Raw genomic sequence first — 17,111 nt, 5'->3', positions numbered from 1 at the left:
ATGAATTATAGCTGTTGCGGCACACTTATTACATCGCCAAACAGCAGAGGAACATCATGGATTTCGCCTATTCTCCCCGGGCTCGCCACTATATCGCGCGGCTCAATGCGTTCATGGCCGAGCATGTGCTGCCGGCCGAAGCTGAGTATTTCAGCCAGCTCAAACGCGGTCCGCTGCCGTGGAACGTGCCGCCGGTGATGCTGGCCTTGAAAGCCAAGGCCAAGGCAGCGGGTTTGTGGAATCTGTTCCTGCCGGATGAAGAATTCGGGGCAGGGCTCAGCAATACCGATTACGCACCGCTGGCAGAGATCATGGGCCGTTCGTTCATCGCGCCGGAAGTCTTCAACTGCAATGCGCCCGATACCGGCAATATGGAAGTGCTGGCCAAGTACGGTTCGGCGGCGCAGCAGGAGCAATGGCTCGAGCCCTTGCTGGCCGGAGAATACCGCTCGGCGTTTTGCATGACCGAACCCGATGTCGCCTCCAGCGACGCCACCAATATGCGCGCCACGGCCGTCGTCGACGGCGATGAAGTACTGCTCAACGGCCGCAAATGGTGGAGCACCGGCATCGGCCATCCCAATTGCAAATTCGTGATCTTCATGGGACTGACTTATCCTGACGGTCCCAAGCATGCGCGGCATTCGATGGTGATCGTGCCGATGGCGACTGCGGGCGTGAAGATCGAACGCATGCTGCCGGTGTTCGGCGCGCTCGATGAGCCTTACGGTCATGGCGAAGTCAGTTTCACCAATGTCCGCGTGCCGCTGGCCAATATCATCGCCGGACCGGGGCGCGGTTTTGAAATTGCCCAGGGCCGCCTCGGCCCGGGCCGTATCCATCACTGCATGCGGGCGCTGGGGGCGGCCGAAGTGGCGTTGGAAATGCTGTGCAAACGGGCCTTGACGCGCAGCGCTTTCGGCAAGCCGTTGGCTGATCTGGGTGGCAATGCCGACATCATCGCCAATGCGCGCATGGCCATCGAACAATCGCGCCTGCTGACTTTGAAGGCGGCATGGATGATGGACACTGTCGGCGCCAAGGCGGCGATGAGTGAAATTTCGCAGATCAAGGTGGTGGCGCCGAACGTGGCGCAGCTGGTGATCGACCAGGCGATCCAGATCCACGGCGGCGCCGGCGTTTGCGACGATTTGCCGCTGACGGCATTGTTTGCCTACGCCCGGGTGCTGCGCTTGGCGGACGGGCCGGATGAGGTGCATCGCGCCCTGATCGCCAAGCTGGAATTGAAGGCGCAAGCCGCGAAGGCCGCGAGCGTCGTAGCGAGCGTTGTTACTGCAGGAGCAGCGGCATGACACTGATCGATCAAGCCGGCGCGGTACGCAGCGGTGAAGAACTGGATGTGGCAAAGATCGCCGCCTTTCTGAAAGGCATAGATAGCAGCCTTGAGGGATTGCCGGCAGTGAGCCAGTTCCCGGGCGGCGCATCCAATCTGACGTATTTGCTGAGCTACGCCAATCGCGAGCTGATCCTGCGGCGGCCGCCGTTTGGCGCCAAAGCCAAGTCGGCGCACGATATGCTGCGCGAAGCGAAGATCATGTCCGAGCTCAAGCCGGTCTACCCGTACGTGCCAAGCGTGTTCGCAACTTGCCAGGATCGCGCCGTGATGGACAGCGATTTCTATGTGATGGAGCGGCTGCGCGGCATCATCCTGCGCGATAAATTGCCTGAAGGCCTGGTGTTGAGCGAGGCCGACACGCGCCAGCTGTGCCTGAACGTGATCGACAAGATGATCGCCTTGCATCAGGTCGACTATCAGGCCGCCGGCCTGGCGCATCTGGGCAAGGGCGGCGGTTATGTGCAGCGGCAGATCAGCGGCTGGAGCGAGCGCTACCGCAAGGCGCGCACCGACGACGCGGTCGATTTCGAAGCGGTGATGCGCTGGCTGAATGAAAAAATGCCGGCCGCCGACGTCGCCACCTGCCTGATCCACAACGATTTCCGTTTCGATAACGTGGTGCTCGATGTGGAAAATCCGCTCAATGTCATCGGCGTACTGGATTGGGAAATGGCGACCCTCGGCGATCCCCTGATGGATCTCGGCAATACGCTGGCCTACTGGGTGCAGGCCGACGATGAGCCGCAATTCAAGCAGATGCGGCGCCAGCCGACGCACTTGCCAGGCATGCTGACGCGCAAGGAAGTGATTGCCTACTACGGCGAGAAGACCGGCTACCGCACCGATCATTTTGACTTCTACGAAATCTACGGGCTGTTCCGGCTGGCCGTGATCGTGCAGCAAATCTACTATCGTTTTCATCACGGGCAAACCAGGAATCCGCAATTTGCATTTTTTGTCCACGTTACCAATTATCTGGAACAGCGCTGCAAGAATCTGATTGTGCAGTCGAGCATATGAGCAATATCTATCTGGTGCGTCATGGCCAGGCCAGTTTCGGCGCCGCCGATTACGATCAGTTGTCTGAACTGGGCGTGCGCCAGTCGGCGTTGCTGGGTCAATGGATGGCGCGCACCGGCCAGGACATGTCGTTGCTGGTCACCGGCAGTCACCGCCGTCATCAGCAGAGCAGCAACGCCTGCCTGGCAGCGATGCCGTCGCTAACGGCAGGAGGCGAACGCCAGGTTTTACACGATCCGGGATTCGATGAATTCGATCATCGGCAGGTATTGTTGCGGTACATGCCGCAATTTGCCGATCCCGCTGTGTTTGCGGCATACATGGCGCAGCAGGAACAGCGCGGGCGCGCATTTCAAAAGGTGTTTGCCAAGGCGGTAGCGCGGTGGATCGGCGGCGAGCATGACAGCGACTATAGCGAACCGTGGCCGCTCTTCAAGGCGCGCTGCAGCGACGCTCTGGCGCGACTGCAGGAGCGCATCGGGCAGGGGCAGTCGGTCTGGGTATTTACTTCCGGCGGTCCGATCAGCGTGATTTGCCAGCAGTTGCTGGCGATTCCGGATCGGCAGATTTTTGAATTGAACTGGGCGCTGGTTAACACCGGCGTGACCAAATTATTGCATCGCCCCGGGCGCGTCAGCCTGAGTTACTTGAATAATTTTGCGCATCTTGAAAGCGCATGCGATCCAGGCTTGGTGAGTTATCGCTGAATCATCTAATATTAATTTTCCAATAAGCGGAGACAGAGAACATGACAAGCACCACCCTTTTTGATTTGCAAGGCAAGATCGCACTGGTTACCGGCGCCAGCCGCGGCATCGGCGCCTCGATTGCCAACCTCCTGGCGCAGCAGGGCGCGCATGTGATCGTATCCAGCCGCAAGGCGGAGGCATGCGACAAAGTGGTGGCCGCGATCCAGGCCGCCGGCGGCTCGGCGGAAACCATCGCTTGCCACATCGGTGACATGGCGCAGATCGAAGCGCTGTACCAGGCCATCAGCAGCAAGCACGGGCGGCTCGATATCCTGGTCAACAACGCGGCCGCCAATCCGCATTTCGGTCCTATCGTCGAGACCGACGTGGCAGCCTTCCAGAAAACTGTCGATGTGAATATCCGCGGCTATTTTTTCATGTCCTCATATGGAGCCAAGCTGATGGCGCAGAACGGCGGCGGCGCGATTGTCAACGTCGCTTCGGTCAATGGCGTCACGCCGGGCGTATTCCAGGGTATCTACTCGATTACCAAGGCTGCCGTGATTTCCATGACCAAGGCGTTCGCCAAGGAATGCGCGGCCAGCGGCGTGCGCGTCAATGCTTTGCTGCCTGGCTTTACCGAGACCAAGTTCGCCGCCGCCTTGATCGACAATCCGGCGATCCTGAAACAGGCGTTGCAGCACATCCCGATGAACCGTGTGGCCCAGCCGGATGAAATGGCGGGCGCGGTGCTGTATCTGGTGTCGCCTGCGGCCACTTATACCACCGGGGTTTGTCTGAATGTAGACGGCGGCTATTTGCTCAACTAAGCGGCGCTAACGCGGAATCGACAGGAAACCCTATGAAGAATTTGCAAGGCAAGGTCGCCGTCATCACCGGCGCTGCAGAAGGCATCGGCAAGGGCATTGCGACCCGCGCCGCGGCGGAAGGAATGAGACTGGTGCTGGCGGATATCAACGCCGCCAAGCTGGAGCTGGCGGTGGCCGAGTTCAAGGCCGATGGCGTTGAAGTGATCGGCGTGCCTACCGACGTCGCCAGGGAAGAGCAGGTCAACGCCTTGGCAGAGCAGGTGTTTGCTCAATTCGGCAATGTGCATTTGCTGGTGAATAACGCCGGAGTCGCCGTCGCCAGGCCGGCCTGGGAAGCCACGCAGCAGGACTGGGATTGGGTCATGGGCGTCAATTTCTACGGCGTCACGCATGCCTTGCGCGCCTTCGTCCCCACCATGTTGAAGCACGGCGAGGAAGGCCATATCGTCAATACCGCGTCGATGGCCGGCTTGACATCGCAGCCCAGCCTGGCCACCTACAATGCCAGCAAACATGCGGTGGTGACGGTATCGGAAGGCTTGCATCACGACCTCGCGTTGCGGCAATCGCGGATCAATGTATCGGTGTTGTGCCCGGGTTGGGTCAAGACCGGCGTTGCGCATTCTGAGCGCAATCGGGTAGCGGCCGCGGCCGGCAATGACGGCGCGGAGACGCCGGCAGTGGATGCGGTGACGCTCAAGGTCGGCATGGCGATAATGCAGGCGGTGCAGAACGGCATTCCGGTGGCCCAGGTTGCCGCTGCAGTGTTTGATGCGATTGTTGCGGAGCGATTTTATATCCTGACGCATCCGGAGATGAAGCAGGCGATACAGATCCGGATGGAGGATATATTGCAGCAGCGGGCGCCGACTTTATTGAAGATTTGAAGACTGGCTGGCAAGCAGCAGGGCGTATCAGCATCAGCTGATACGCCCTGAGATCAAGGTTTAGTCGATGTCAAACTTGACGCCCTGCGCCAGCGGCAGGGTACGGCTGTAGTTGATCGTATTGGTCGCACGGCGCATGTAAGTCTTCCACGCATCGGAACCGGATTCGCGGCCGCCGCCGGTTTCCTTCTCACCGCCGAATGCGCCGCCGATTTCAGCGCCGCTGGTGCCGATGTTGACGTTGGCCAGACCGCAATCGCTGCCGCTGGCAGACATGAAAGCCTCCGCTTCGCGGACATCGTTGGTGAAGATGGCTGACGACAAGCCTTGCGGCACGGCGTTGTTGAGACGCACGGCATCGTCGAAACTATCGTAGCGCAGCACATACAGAATCGGTGCGAAGGTTTCGTGATGCACGATGGCGCTTTGCTGCGGCATGCGCACCAGCGCCGGCCGCACGTAGAAGGCGTTGGCGGCATCGCCGACCGGCAAGCGTTCGCCGCCTGTCACCACGCCGCCTTCGGCCTTGGCCTGGACCAGCGCCGCTTGCATCGCTTCGAATGCCGCCTGATCGACCAGCGGACCAACCAGCGTACCGCCATCCAGCGGATCGCCGACCTTGACGCTGGCGTAGATGCGTTCGATGCGGCTGACCACATCTTCATAAATGCTGCTATGGACAAACAAACGGCGCAAGCTGGTGCAGCGTTGCCCTGCGGTGCCGACCGCGGAGAAGGTAATGGCGCGCAAAGCCAGGCTCAAGTCGGCAGTAGGGGTGACGATCATGCCGTTGTTGCCGCCCAGTTCCAGCAAGCTGCGGCCCAGACGTTCCGCCACCGTGGTGGCGACCTTGCGCCCCATGCGCACGCTGCCGGTGGCGCTGACCAGCGGCACCAGCGGCGAGGCGGAAAGTGCGGCGCCGATTTCGGCGCGGCCCAGCAATACCTGGCACAGATCGGCCGGCAACAGATCCGGGCGCTGCTCTGAAAAGCGTGCCGCGGCTTGTTCAAACAGCGCATGTACCGCAAGTGCGACGACCGGGGTTTTTTCCGATGGCTTCCAGATCACGGCATTGCCGCAGACCAGCGCCAGCGCAGCATTCCACGCCCATACCGCAACCGGGAAGTTGAACGCGGTGATGACGCCGCAAACGCCCAGCGGATGCCAGGTTTCCATCATGCGATGGCCCGCACGTTCGGACGCGATGGTCAGGCCGTACAGCTGGCGCGACAGGCCGACGGCGAAATCGCAGATGTCGATCATTTCCTGCACTTCGCCTATGCCTTCGGACAGGATCTTGCCGGATTCCAGCGTCACCAGTTTGCCCAGCGGCTCGCGATGTTCGCGCAGCACGTCGCCCAGGATGCGCACCAGCTCGCCGCGTACCGGCGCCGGGACTACGCGCCATTTTTCGTAGGCTTGATGGGCGTTCTTGATGGCGCTGTCGGCTTCCTGCACCGTGTGGGCGCGCAGTGCAGCGATCGCAGCGCCGTCGCGCGGCGAGCGGGAATGGAGATCGTTGCCGGCATGGGCGGAAAAATCGAAGCCGAGTTCAGCGAAGATGGTGGAAATTTGCGTCATTGGAATGCCTTTGTTCCGGGTTTGATCTGGTCGCCGCGAATCGCAGCTGACGACGGGTTGGGCCAACTTATAGCCTGAGTATAAGGAATAAATTGCGATTTCTTAAAATCAAAAAATAACAGAACATCATTACTTTTGATCATGCGTGGATGTCGCCTAGGCTTCCGCCAGTTCACTCAATATCCATTCCTGGAATTTGATCACGGCCGCCTTGCTGGCGTTTTTTTCGGGATAAGTCAGGTAGTAGGATTGCGGGCTTTTGACGGCGAACGGGAAGGGCACATGCAACTGGCCGAGGGCGATTTCGGTTTCGACCAGGAATTTTGGCATCAATGCCACGCCCAGGCCGGCGGCGGCGGCCTGGATCACCATCGACAGTTGCTCAAAGCGCGGGCCGGAAAGAGCATCGGGGCAGGCTACGCCGACATGGTTGAACCAGTCCTGCCAGGCTTGCGGCCGGGTAGTGTGTTGCAACAAAGTCATGGCGGGCAGATCTTCGATGCGCTTGATTTTCCGGCTCAGCTCCAGGCTGCACACCGGCAGTACTTCTTCACCCATCAGCCGCACCATGACCGCGCCCGGCCAGTTGGGTTCGCCGAAATGTATCGCCGCATCCACTGCGCGGCTGTTGAAATCGAAGGGCAGCACCTCGGTGCTCAGGTTGAGAATCACGTCGGGATGGGCGGCGGTGAATTTGGCCAGGCGCGGTATCAGCCATTTGACGCCGAAAGTCGGCAATGTTGCCAGATTGAGCACGCCGCCGGAATTCTTGTGCGCCATCACCTGGAAGGTCGCCATTTCGATTTCCTTGAGAATGGCGGCGACCTGGGTCGCATATTCGGCCCCGGCCGCGGTCAGGATCAGGCGGCGGTTGATGCGTTCGAACAGCTTTACGCCAAGATAATCTTCCAGAATGGCGGCCTGGCGGCTGACCGCGCCTTGCGTCATGTGCAACTCGTTGGCGGCCTTGGTAAACGACAGGTGGCGCGCAGCCGTATCGAAAGCGATCAGGCAGGAGGTGGAAGGGATGAATCTGCGCATTTTTCTTGGAGCCGAGTAGGTAGTTGCTGCAGTGCTTGCTGCCGAGCAGGCACTATACCAAACGCGGCGCCGCTTTTCAGCGCTACCTTTATTTTCAGCACGAACTTCAGCCTGGCTGCGCGGAGAGGCAGGCATGGAAGTTATGGCGCTGAACCGAAACGGGTTACCCCCAGCAGCTGCGCCGGGTCGAAAACGGTTTGCATCCTGGCGGCCAGCGCCTGGGATTCGGGGGCGGTGTAGCGCTCATAGAACTGCTGGTTGAACGGCCCGACGCCATGCTCGGCGCTGAAACTGCCGTGATACTTGCGTACCGCCAGATCGTAGATTTCCTGGCGCAGGGCATGGATGCGCTGGGGCGGGAAGTCGTCCGCCAGCTGCTGCGGCACAACCAGGTTGAAATGCAGGCCGCCATCGCCCCAATGGCCGAAATCGAATACGTTGACGCCCGGATAACAGCGTGCCAGCAGCGCGCTAGCCTCATCGCGAAAGCATGCCAGTTTTGAGCGCGGTACGGCGATATCGAAGGCGATGACCTTGCCTTCCCGGCGCACGCTGTCGGTGATGGCGTGGCGGATGCGCCACAAGACTTCGGGTTTGTCGATCACCGCGTCCAGGATCAGGTCGCCGAAACTTGCTTCGAGCCAGGCGCCGAACAGTTTTTCCAGGTCGAAGTCGAGGCTGCGCGGCCGTGCGCTGCTCAGTTCGATCAGGAAAGCATAGGGCGGCAGCGGATCGAACGGCGTCTGGATGGACGGGATGTGCTGCAGCACGGACTGTAAGGCATTGTGCGAGATGCCTTCGAACGCGCTCAGGAAATCCGAGAAATTGCGCTCGGCATCGCGCAACAACAGGGCGGCAGCTTGCAGCGAAGCCGGCACCACCAGCGCCGTGGCGCATTGCTGCGGCAGCGGGTGCACCTGCAGCACGGCCTGCGTGATGATGCCGTAGGCGCCGCCGCTGCCGATGAAGCATTGTTTCCAGTCGGGTCCGGTATTGTTTTTCCTGAGCCGGTTGGTGAGGTCGAGACGTTGGCCGGGCGGATCGATCAACAAAGCTTCCAGCCCCAGCACATTATGGCGCACATCGCCGTAACGGATCAGGCGCGCGCCGCCGGTGTTGGCGGCCAGCATGCCGCCTAGCGAAGGATCCGCCGCCAGGTCGATGGGAAAGTACAGATCGTGCTGTTTGAGCGCCTGGTTCAGGTCGGACAGGCGGGTGCCGGCATAGGCTTGCACCACGCGGTCGACCGGATCGATGTCTATCACGCCCTTGATGCGTTCCATGCTGAGCACCACATCGAGCCCGGAACGATCCGGCGAGGCCGCTCCCACCAGGCCGGTATTCGCGCCCTGCGCTACGATGCGGATTTTTTCCCTGGCGCACAGGCGCATCAGCTCGGCCGCATCTTCGATGCTGGCCGGGCGTGCGATGCAACGCGCCTGGCCGTCGCCGTAACGCGCCCCTTTTTCGTAAGGCTGGCGCTGATCCGGTGTGCTCAGGCAGCCTTGCGGGCCCAGCAGGTCGCTGATGCGTTGCCGGATCAGGTCGATGTCGCTCATGTCAGCCATCAGCAGGATGCGGCGTCTGCCGAGGCGGTCATCTTGAAAATGCCCTGGGCGTTGCCGCTGTCAAAAGTCAGATCCAGTTTTTCGCGTTGGGTTTCCTCGTCCAGGTAACGGTCGCGCGAAATGAATTCGTAAAACGATCCAGGTACTTTCATCTCGACCATCACGCCGCTTTCATCGCGCATCTGGCGCGTCACGGTGGCGGCGCGGAAAGCGGTTTGCCGCACCCGGCCGTTCCTGGAAACCTCGATCTTTTCCTTGATGGCGCGGCCCAGCGCGCGTTGCGCATCGGCTACCTGTTCTACATCGGGGACGCGATCGGTGGCGTGGTTGAAGGCATTGCCTTCGGTTGAAATCCAGGCCATTTCGGCCGATTCCGCCAGCAAGGTCTGGTATTCGGCAATGCTGGGCAAGTCGTGCTGGCGATCGAAACAGGTTAGCAGCACCGGTAGCAGCGCCAGCGCATCGGCAACCGGCAAGGTTTTGCTGGCGCCGAGCTGCTGCAGCAATTGCGCCGAGTGCGCATCGATAGGATCGCGCGAGGTCGACAAGACTTTGTTGACGGTCGCCTGGAATTCGCTGGAGAAGTGGTGCGGATGCAGTTCGCTCAGGAAAAACTGGGCGATTTCCTCGGCGTCGTCTTCATGCGCATAAGCGCGGCCGGTCATGCAGATACGTGGCAGGGGATAGATGCCGTTCACGTGGTAACCCAGCGGCTGCAGAATCCGGGTGAACGCCGCTTCGCCAGTCGGCAAGGTGCCGGTGCTGATGCCAAGCACGGTGCGCAAAGCGCCATGGTCAAAGCGGATCTTGTTACCTGCGCGCACCGAATCCTGCACATAGTCATTCCCTTGTGGGACGGCTTTCAGCAGTTTCTCGAACAGCAGCATGTTCAGCGCCTGCGCTATTTCGATACGGGACACCGTGTCGGAACGGGGCCGCAGAGTGCTGGCCGGGATTTGCAGCAGATCGGACAATTGGCCGGCATGCTCGGCGCCTAGCAACGACGTCAGCATGAATTGCAGATTGGTGGAGGACATGCGCGCTCTTTATCGGGGGAAGGATAGACGCAGTGTAAATTTGATTGGCAGCCTGATAAAACGATTAATTCTGATGGATCAATGCGTTTTTCTCATGCTTTGATTTTTTCAGATAGTTTTTGACGAAAAAAAAAGATGGGTGCAAAGCACCCATCTTCAGACCCAGCCGGTAATTCTATGAGACGGTCTAGTAACCGATCGCAGCGCCGGCGGGACGGCGCGTGTCGTTTGCGCCGTAATACAAGCCCGGGCGGACGATGCCGGATACGCCCGCATCGTTGCCGGAGCTGGCGCCACTCACGCCGGCAGCGCCTGGCAGGCCGATCATGATCAGTTCAGCCGCGCCCCAAGGCGTTTGCTCCTTCATCTTGTAGCCCATGCCATTCAGGATTTTCAGCGTATCCGGCGACAGGCCGCGGGTTTCGTAATACACCTCGTCCGGCAACCATTGATGATGAATGCGCGGCGCATCGACCGCTTCCTGCGGCGCCATGCCGTAGTCGATCACGTTCAAGGCGGTTTCCAGCGTGATGGTGATGATGCGCGAACCGCCCGGGGAGCCAAGCACCATATAGGTCTTGCCATCCTTGGTCACCAGGGTCGGCGCCATCGACGACAGCGGACGCTTGCCCGGCGCGATCGAATTGGTGGCGCCTTGCACCAGGCCGAACAGGTTTTGCACGCCGGCCTTGACGGTGAAGTCATCCATTTCATCGTTCAGGAAGAAGCCGGTGCCCGGCGCGATCACTACGGCGCCGAAGCGGCCGTTGATGGTGTAAGTAGTGGAAACCGCATTGCCGTCCTTGTCGACGATCGAATAATGGGTGGTTTCAGGTTTTTCATGCGGCGCCATGCCTGGTTGCACTTCTACCGAAGGCGTGGCTTTGTCGGCGCTGATTTTTTCACGGATCGAAGCCGCGTATTCCTTGCTCATCAAACGCTCAAGCGGGTTTTTGACAAACGCCGGATCGCCGAGGAACGTATTGCGGTCCATATAGGAGTGGCGCATGGCTTCGGTCATGTAATGCACTGCCGACGCCGAGTGGAAGCCCAATGCCTTCATGTCGTAACCCTCAAGAATGTTGAGGATCTGGCACATGGTGGCGCCGCCCGAGCTGGGCGGCGGTGCGGAGACGAACACATAACCGCGATAGGTGCACGACAGCGGGGCGCTTTCGCTGATCTTGTAGCCGGCGAAATCGGCCGCAGTGATGATGCCGCCGCCGGCCTTGGAGGCGCGTTCCACTGCGGCAGGAATCGCGCCTTTATAGAAAGCGTCGGGACCGTTGCGCGAGATGGCTTCCAGCGTCTTGGCCAGATCCTTCTGCACCAGGCGGTCGCCCGGTTGCAATGGCGTGCCGTCGCGGCGCAGGAACAGGCGCGCCGATTCCGGATCTTTCTTGAACTGGGCGATGGTGGTGTCGAGAATGTCGGTGTCGCCGCGGTTCAGGATATAACCGTCGCGCGCCAGCTTGATCGCCGGTTGCATCACTTGCGCGCGGGTCAGCTTGCCGTATTTGCGTTGCGCGGTGTCGAGTCCGAGCACGGTGCCTGGCACGCCCGCCGCCAGATAACCAAACAGGCTGGCGTTGGTGATCGCCTTGCCGGCGGAGTCCAGATACATATTGGCGCTAGCCGCAGCCGGCGCCGTTTCGCGGAAATTGATGAAGGTATCGCGGCCATCGGCCAGGTGGATGGTCATGAAGCCGCCGCCGCCGATATTGCCGCAGCAAGGATTCACTACCGCTTGCGCGTAACCTACCGCTACCGCTGCATCAATCGCATTGCCGCCCATCTTGAGAATGTCGGCCCCGACTTGCGATGCCAGATGCTGGGAAGTCACCACCATGCCGTTCTTCGCCTCGACCGCGGGCGCGGATGCCGCTTGCACCGTGCCCAGCAGGCCCAGCACAAGCGTCGATGCCGCTAACGGTTTCATCCAATATGTAATACGCATACCTTCTCCCTATTATTGATGGGCAAGCCGCTTGCCCCTGCCTTTGAATATGACGCATTGCACGGCAGCGTAGCGGCTGCCGGCACAAATGAAGTGCGCCACAATTATTGCATTCTCTTGCTCGCCCGGCATGCTTTTTACTTTGCCGGATGGCGATATGCGTATTAAGCATAAAATGCGCCCGCTGCATGCAAGCGGATTCACATAAGTCCGCACCTAAAACGTGATTGCGCGCGACAGATTTTCGTAGGCCCGCGTTCCGGACAGCGATTTCTGCACATACAATACGCCACATGTTTTTGGAAAAATACGACAGTGCTTGCATAAATCACTGTTTTTTTATACAGTGCTACCTGAAGTCTCGAATATCTCATCACTTTTGTCGAAAGAGCAACCATGGACGATAAAAAATCCGCAGCCAACCCGGATAAAAGCAAGGCCCTTGCCGCGGCCTTGGCGCAGATTGAAAAGCAGTTCGGCAAAGGTTCGGTCATGCGGATGGACGACGGCGCCGTAGTCGAAGAGGTGCAAGTGGTCTCGACCGGTTCGCTCGGCCTCGATATCGCACTCGGCGTCGGCGGCTTGCCGCGCGGGCGGGTAGTTGAAATCTACGGCCCGGAATCGTCAGGCAAAACCACGCTGACGCTGCAAACCATCGCTGAAATGCAAAAGCTGGGCGGCACCTGCGCGTTCATCGATGCAGAGCATGCGCTGGATGTCGGCTATGCACAGAAATTGGGCATCAATCTGTCCGAACTGCTGATCTCGCAACCGGATACCGGCGAACAAGCGCTGGAAATTACCGATGCGCTGGTGCGTTCCGGCGGCGTCGACCTGATCGTGATCGACTCGGTTGCAGCGCTGACGCCGCGCGCTGAAATTGAAGGCGACATGGGCGATTCACTGCCGGGCCTGCAAGCGCGTCTGATGTCGCAGGCACTGCGCAAGCTGACCGGCAGCATCAACCGCACCAACACGCTGGTGATCTTTATCAACCAGATCCGCATGAAGATCGGCGTCATGTTCGGCAATCCGGAAACGACTACCGGCGGTAACGCCTTGAAGTTTTACGCCTCGGTGCGCTTGGATATTCGCCGTACCGGCTCGATCAAGTCGGGCGATGAAGTCATCGGTAACGAAACCAAGGTCAAAGTCGTCAAGAACAAAATCGCGCCGCCATTCAAGGAAGCGCACTTCGATATCCTGTATGGCGAAGGCACATCGCGCGAAGGTGAAATCCTCGATCTCGGCTCCGACGCCAAGATCGTTGAAAAGTCCGGCGCCTGGTACAGCTATAACGGCGAACGCATCGGCCAGGGCAAGGACAATGCCCGTACCTACCTGAAAGAACGGCCGGAGCTGGCGCGCGAAATTGAAAACAAGGTGCGCGCTTCGCTGGGCGTGCCTGAGCTGGGCGCGATCAAGTCGGACGGTGGAGAGAAGGCCGACAAGGCTGCCGCCAAGGCTAATAAAGCTGCCGCCGCCGCGGCCAAGGCTGAAGAGCCGGTTTAATCCTTCGTTTTTAGCGACTTGGCCGACCCGCTTCGGCAAACGCCTTTCATGCAACTCCGCCTAACGGATTGTTGAAAGGCGTTTTTGTTTTTAACATGTATGTGGAAGTATGTGGAAGTATCTGGACTACGGGAAGCCGCCATGGCAAAGCTGCAAATCAGTCTGAAGGGCAGGGCGCTGCGTTATTTGTCGGCACGCGAACACAGCCGCATGGAGCTGGCGCGCAAGCTTGCGCGTTATGCGCAGGAAAGCGACGACATCGAAGCCTTGCTCGATACGCTGGAAGCGGCAAAACTTTTATCCCAGGCGCGTTTTTCCGAATCCCTGATTCACCGGCGCGCCCATCGTTACGGCAACAGCCGCATACTCTCCGAACTGCAAAGCCATGGCATCGATGCCGATTCACTGGTGACTATCAAGGCCGAGCTGGCCGACGGTGAAATCGCCCGTGCGCGCGAGGTGTGGCGCAAGAAATTCAATCAGCCGGCGGCAGACGCCGCCGAGCGCGCCAAGCAAATGCGGTTTTTGCTGCAGCGCGGCTTTTCGCATCGCGCGATACAAGCCGCAGTGAGTGGCGGCGGTGATGACGATGATTGCTGAGACAGGAAAGCGCGCAGCTTCGCACTGACGGATTCAGCAGCGGCGGCTGTCGATGGCTATTTTGCAATTGTCGATCTAAATCGCTAAGCCGCGTAAGCTGTGCTACACTTTTGGGGTTTTTTGCAAACCGCAGGAGCGGCAGTTACCATAGAAACTGTGGTAACGATACGCAAATAAGTCCATCAATATGTCTCTGACAACCTCCATTTCCCGCCGAGCGTTAAAGCACGTCCGCGCGATTCACATCGAAGCGTTTGTACGCGATGACGGCCTATGGGAAATCGACGCGCATGTTACCGATACCAAACCTGTCGATCTTTCTTTGCCGTCCGGCAATTTGCCGGCAGGCCAGCCCTTGCACAGCCTTTGGCTGAGGCTGACGCTCGATCGCCAGTTCGTCATCGTCGACGTCGAGGCAAACTCTGAAGCAGTGCCCTATAGCGGCTATTGCAATACCATAGCACCTGATTACGAGAAACTGATCGGCCTGAGCCTGGTCAAGGGCTTCCGCCATACACTTAAAGAGCGTATCGGCGGTGCGCTCGGCTGCACGCATTTGACCGAGTTGGCGCAGATATTGCCGACTGCGGCATTGCAAGCTTTCGGCGCCGAGATAGATCGCCAGAGCGATCTTGCAGCGGCGCAAAAAAAGCCGGCCCAGCTCGATCGCTGTCATGCATTACGTAGTGATGGCGCAGTTGTGGCCAAATATTATCCGAAGTGGGCAATCAGCCCTCCAGCAGCAGTTGACTCCCAATCTATTTATCCAACCAAGTAATTTCATTTAATTAAGTGTCAGAAGGGAAGCTCGTATGAAGATCCATGAGTATCAGGGTAAAGAAATTCTCCGCCAGTTCGGAGTAACCACACCGCGTGGCATCCCGTGCCTGAGCGTCGATGACGCGGTCAAGGCAGCTGAAACCTTAGGCGGTTCGGTTTGGGTCGTCAAAGCCCAGATCCACGCTGGCGGGCGCGGCAAGGGTGGTGGCGTCAAGGTCGCCAAGTCGCTGGAGCAAGTGCGTGAATACGCCAACCAGATCCTGGGCATGCAGCTGGTGACGCATCAAACCGGACCAGAAGGCCAAAAAGTACGTCGCCTGCTGATCGAAGAAGGCGCCGACATCAAACAGGAACTGTACGTCAGTATGGTGACTGACCGTGTCAGCCAACGCGTGGTGCTGATGGCATCCAGCGAAGGCGGCATGGACATCGAAGAAGTGGCCGCCAGCCACCCGGAAAAAATTCATCAAGTCATCATCGATCCGGCTACCGGCCTGACCGACGCTGAAGCAGACAGCATCTCCACCAAGATCGGCGTACCTGCCGGTTCCATCGCGGATGCGCGCAAGCAATTGCAAGGTCTGTACAAGGCATACTGGGATACCGATTCATCGCTGGCGGAAATCAACCCGCTGATCGTCACCGGTTCCGGCAAGGTTATCGCTCTGGACGCCAAGTTCAATTTCGACGCCAACGCGCTGTTCCGTCATCCTGAAATCGTCGCTTACCGCGATCTGGACGAAGAAGATCCAGCTGAAATCGAAGCGTCCAAGTTCGATCTGGCTTACATCTCGCTCGACGGCAATATCGGCTGCCTGGTGAACGGCGCCGGCCTGGCCATGGCGACCATGGACACCATCAAGCTGTTCGGCGGCGAACCTGCCAACTTCCTCGACGTAGGCGGCGGCGCCACCACTGAGAAAGTGACTGAAGCATTCAAGCTGATGCTGACGAATCCGGGCCTGAAAGCCATCCTGGTCAATATTTTCGGCGGCATCATGCGTTGCGACGTGATCGCAGAAGGCGTGATTGCGGCTTCCAAGGCAGTGCACCTGTCGGTGCCGCTGGTGGTCCGCATGAAGGGCACCAACGAAGAAATCGGCAAGAAAATGCTGGCCGACTCCGGCCTGCCGATCATCTCGGCGGACAGCATGGAAGAAGCGGCGCAGAAGGTTGTTGCTGCGGCCAACGGTAAATAAGTAAATAACTAGGAACAGATATGTCGATCCTGATCAACAAAGACACTAAAGTCGTCACCCAAGGCATTACCGGCAAGACCGGTCAATTCCACACCCGCGGCTGCCGCGATTATGCAAACGGCAAGAACGCGTTTGTCGCCGGCGTCAATCCGAAAAAAGCCGGCGAAGATTTCGAAGGCATCCCGATTTTCGCCAACGTTTCCGAAGCCAAGGCCGCCACCGGCGCCAACGTATCGGTAATTTATGTGCCGCCGGCAGGCGCTGCCGCTGCCATCTGGGAAGCCGTCGAAGCCGAACTCGACCTGGCCATCTGCATCACCGAAGGCATTCCGGTACGCGATATGCTGGCATTGAAAGACCGCATGGCGAAAGCCGGCAGCAAGACTTTGCTGCTCGGACCAAACTGCCCGGGCCTGATCACGCCAGACGAAATCAAGATCGGTATCATGCCAGGCCATATCCACAAGAAGGGCCGCATCGGCGTGGTTTCACGCTCCGGTACCCTGACTTATGAAGCAGTCGGTCAATTGACTGCGCTGGGCCTGGGCCAATCGTCGGCAGTCGGTATCGGCGGCGATCCTATCAACGGCTTGAAGCACATCGACATCATGAAGATGTTCAACGACGATCCTGAAACCGATGCGGTCATCATGATCGGTGAAATCGGCGGTCCGGACGAAGCCAATGCCGCTTACTGGATCAAGGACAACATGAAGAAGCCGGTGGTCAGCTTCATCGCCGGCGTTACCGCTCCTCCGGGCAAGCGCATGGGCCATGCAGGCGCCTTGATTTCGGGCGGTGCGGATACTGCGCAAGCCAAGCTGGACATCATGGAAGCGTGTGGCATCACCGTGACCAAGAATCCATCGGAAATGGCGCGCTTGCTGAAGGCGATGCTGTAATCGTTGCTGAATGGCAGGGCAGGCATCTATCTGGTGAAATAGTATAGATAAATGTCTGCACGAAGGATCGAATGGAAAGGGAGCTTCGGCTCCCTTTTCTATTGGCCCGCGCATTCAGCGCTGGATGGCGGCTGTCGCATCCTGAGGCGAG

Annotated in this window: 14 protein-coding genes and 1 pseudogene; 10 read left to right on the top strand and 5 right to left on the bottom strand. The window is 59.1% G+C overall.

All coding sequences use genetic code 11. The annotated features are described in order from the left end of the window. Positions 1-56 precede the first annotated feature (56 nt). From BLV81_RS10150 to BLV81_RS10130, 5 genes are read left to right on the top strand one after another with little or no spacing between them, the layout of a single operon-like run. Complete coding sequence (locus BLV81_RS10150; RefSeq protein ID WP_092355204.1) at positions 57-1,313, top strand: acyl-CoA dehydrogenase family protein; 1,257 nt, start codon at positions 57-59, stop codon at positions 1,311-1,313. Beyond that, the gene (locus tag BLV81_RS10145; RefSeq protein WP_092355201.1) at positions 1,310-2,377 is read left to right on the top strand and encodes a phosphotransferase family protein; all 1,068 of its coding nucleotides are present in this window, start codon (positions 1,310-1,312) and stop codon (positions 2,375-2,377) included. The genes BLV81_RS10150 and BLV81_RS10145 overlap by 4 nt, the downstream gene beginning before the upstream one ends. Further along, on the top strand, positions 2,374-3,084 hold the full coding sequence (locus tag BLV81_RS10140) for a histidine phosphatase family protein (RefSeq protein WP_092355198.1): 711 nt from the start codon (positions 2,374-2,376) through the stop codon (positions 3,082-3,084). Before BLV81_RS10145 ends, BLV81_RS10140 begins: the two co-directional genes overlap by 4 nt. 41 nt (positions 3,085-3,125) lie before the next feature. Further along, entirely contained in the window at positions 3,126-3,896 is a 771-nt protein-coding gene (locus tag BLV81_RS10135; RefSeq protein WP_092355195.1) for an SDR family oxidoreductase, read from the top strand. Between the two features lie 32 nt (positions 3,897-3,928). Next, entirely contained in the window at positions 3,929-4,783 is an 855-nt protein-coding gene (locus tag BLV81_RS10130) for an SDR family NAD(P)-dependent oxidoreductase (protein ID WP_092355192.1), read from the top strand. 60 nt (positions 4,784-4,843) lie between these two features. Here BLV81_RS10130 and BLV81_RS10125 read toward each other — a convergent pair whose 3' ends face one another. From BLV81_RS10125 to ggt, 5 genes are all read right to left on the bottom strand, one after another. Next, positions 4,844-6,364, bottom strand: coding sequence for an L-piperidine-6-carboxylate dehydrogenase (locus BLV81_RS10125; protein ID WP_092355190.1), 1,521 nt, complete (start codon positions 6,362-6,364; stop codon positions 4,844-4,846). Positions 6,365-6,520: 156 nt separating this feature from the next. Beyond that, entirely contained in the window at positions 6,521-7,405 is an 885-nt protein-coding gene (gcvA, locus tag BLV81_RS10120; RefSeq protein ID WP_092355187.1) for a transcriptional regulator GcvA, read from the bottom strand. 140 nt (positions 7,406-7,545) lie between these two features. Further along, a complete protein-coding gene (locus tag BLV81_RS10115) occupies positions 7,546-8,964 on the bottom strand; it encodes an FAD-binding oxidoreductase (RefSeq protein WP_092355702.1) in 1,419 nt (472 codons plus the stop codon). Between the two features lie 8 nt (positions 8,965-8,972). Beyond that, positions 8,973-10,010: a DUF1338 domain-containing protein gene (locus BLV81_RS10110; RefSeq protein WP_092355185.1), complete on the bottom strand. Its 1,038-nt coding sequence runs from the start codon at positions 10,008-10,010 to the stop codon at positions 8,973-8,975. 187 nt (positions 10,011-10,197) lie between these two features. Then, a complete protein-coding gene (ggt, locus tag BLV81_RS10105) occupies positions 10,198-11,949 on the bottom strand; it encodes a gamma-glutamyltransferase (RefSeq protein ID WP_218134272.1) in 1,752 nt (583 codons plus the stop codon). 414 nt (positions 11,950-12,363) lie between these two features. Here ggt and recA point away from each other — a divergent pair, with 414 nt between their 5' ends. The 5 genes and pseudogenes from recA (at position 12,364) to sucD (ending at position 16,960) form a co-directional block, all read left to right on the top strand. Continuing rightward, a complete protein-coding gene (gene recA / locus BLV81_RS10100; RefSeq protein WP_092355179.1) occupies positions 12,364-13,479 on the top strand; it encodes a recombinase RecA in 1,116 nt (371 codons plus the stop codon). A 141-nt stretch (positions 13,480-13,620) separates the two neighbouring features. After that, positions 13,621-14,079 carry a recombination regulator RecX gene (gene recX / locus BLV81_RS10095; protein ID WP_092355176.1) on the top strand — a complete coding sequence of 153 codons (459 nt, stop codon included), beginning with the start codon at positions 13,621-13,623 and terminating at the stop codon, positions 14,077-14,079. Positions 14,080-14,266: 187 nt separating this feature from the next. Further along, entirely contained in the window at positions 14,267-14,857 is a 591-nt protein-coding gene (locus tag BLV81_RS10090; protein WP_092355173.1) for a DUF2889 domain-containing protein, read from the top strand. A 28-nt stretch (positions 14,858-14,885) separates the two neighbouring features. Then, a pseudogene (sucC, locus tag BLV81_RS10085) lies at positions 14,886-16,058 on the top strand (ADP-forming succinate--CoA ligase subunit beta); the annotation flags it as partial. 20 nt (positions 16,059-16,078) lie between these two features. Further along, positions 16,079-16,960, top strand: a complete 882-nt coding sequence (gene sucD, locus BLV81_RS10080) for a succinate--CoA ligase subunit alpha (protein ID WP_092355167.1) — start codon at positions 16,079-16,081, stop codon at positions 16,958-16,960. The last annotated feature ends 151 nt before the right edge of the window (positions 16,961-17,111 follow it).

The sequence above is a fragment of the Collimonas sp. OK242 genome (assembly GCF_900107095.1).
GTDB lineage: Bacteria > Pseudomonadota > Gammaproteobacteria > Burkholderiales > Burkholderiaceae_D > Collimonas.
Note: the sequence above shows the minus strand (reverse complement) of the source record. Positions and strands in the feature narration are given on the sequence as shown.

Coding starts and splice junctions, on each gene's coding strand:
- ggt (WP_218134272.1), bottom strand. CDS start 11,949: ATGAAACCGTTAGCGGCATCGACGCTTGTGCTGGGCCTGCTGGGCACG.
- recA (WP_092355179.1), top strand. CDS start 12,364: ATGGACGATAAAAAATCCGCAGCCAACCCGGATAAAAGCAAGGCCCTT.
- BLV81_RS10135 (WP_092355195.1), top strand. CDS start 3,126: ATGACAAGCACCACCCTTTTTGATTTGCAAGGCAAGATCGCACTGGTT.
- sucD (WP_092355167.1), top strand. CDS start 16,079: ATGTCGATCCTGATCAACAAAGACACTAAAGTCGTCACCCAAGGCATT.
- BLV81_RS10150 (WP_092355204.1), top strand. CDS start 57: ATGGATTTCGCCTATTCTCCCCGGGCTCGCCACTATATCGCGCGGCTC.
- BLV81_RS10115 (WP_092355702.1), bottom strand. CDS start 8,964: ATGAGCGACATCGACCTGATCCGGCAACGCATCAGCGACCTGCTGGGC.
- BLV81_RS10110 (WP_092355185.1), bottom strand. CDS start 10,010: ATGTCCTCCACCAATCTGCAATTCATGCTGACGTCGTTGCTAGGCGCC.
- gcvA (WP_092355187.1), bottom strand. CDS start 7,405: ATGCGCAGATTCATCCCTTCCACCTCCTGCCTGATCGCTTTCGATACG.
- recX (WP_092355176.1), top strand. CDS start 13,621: ATGGCAAAGCTGCAAATCAGTCTGAAGGGCAGGGCGCTGCGTTATTTG.
- BLV81_RS10090 (WP_092355173.1), top strand. CDS start 14,267: ATGTCTCTGACAACCTCCATTTCCCGCCGAGCGTTAAAGCACGTCCGC.
- BLV81_RS10130 (WP_092355192.1), top strand. CDS start 3,929: ATGAAGAATTTGCAAGGCAAGGTCGCCGTCATCACCGGCGCTGCAGAA.
- BLV81_RS10125 (WP_092355190.1), bottom strand. CDS start 6,364: ATGACGCAAATTTCCACCATCTTCGCTGAACTCGGCTTCGATTTTTCC.
- BLV81_RS10145 (WP_092355201.1), top strand. CDS start 1,310: ATGACACTGATCGATCAAGCCGGCGCGGTACGCAGCGGTGAAGAACTG.
- BLV81_RS10140 (WP_092355198.1), top strand. CDS start 2,374: ATGAGCAATATCTATCTGGTGCGTCATGGCCAGGCCAGTTTCGGCGCC.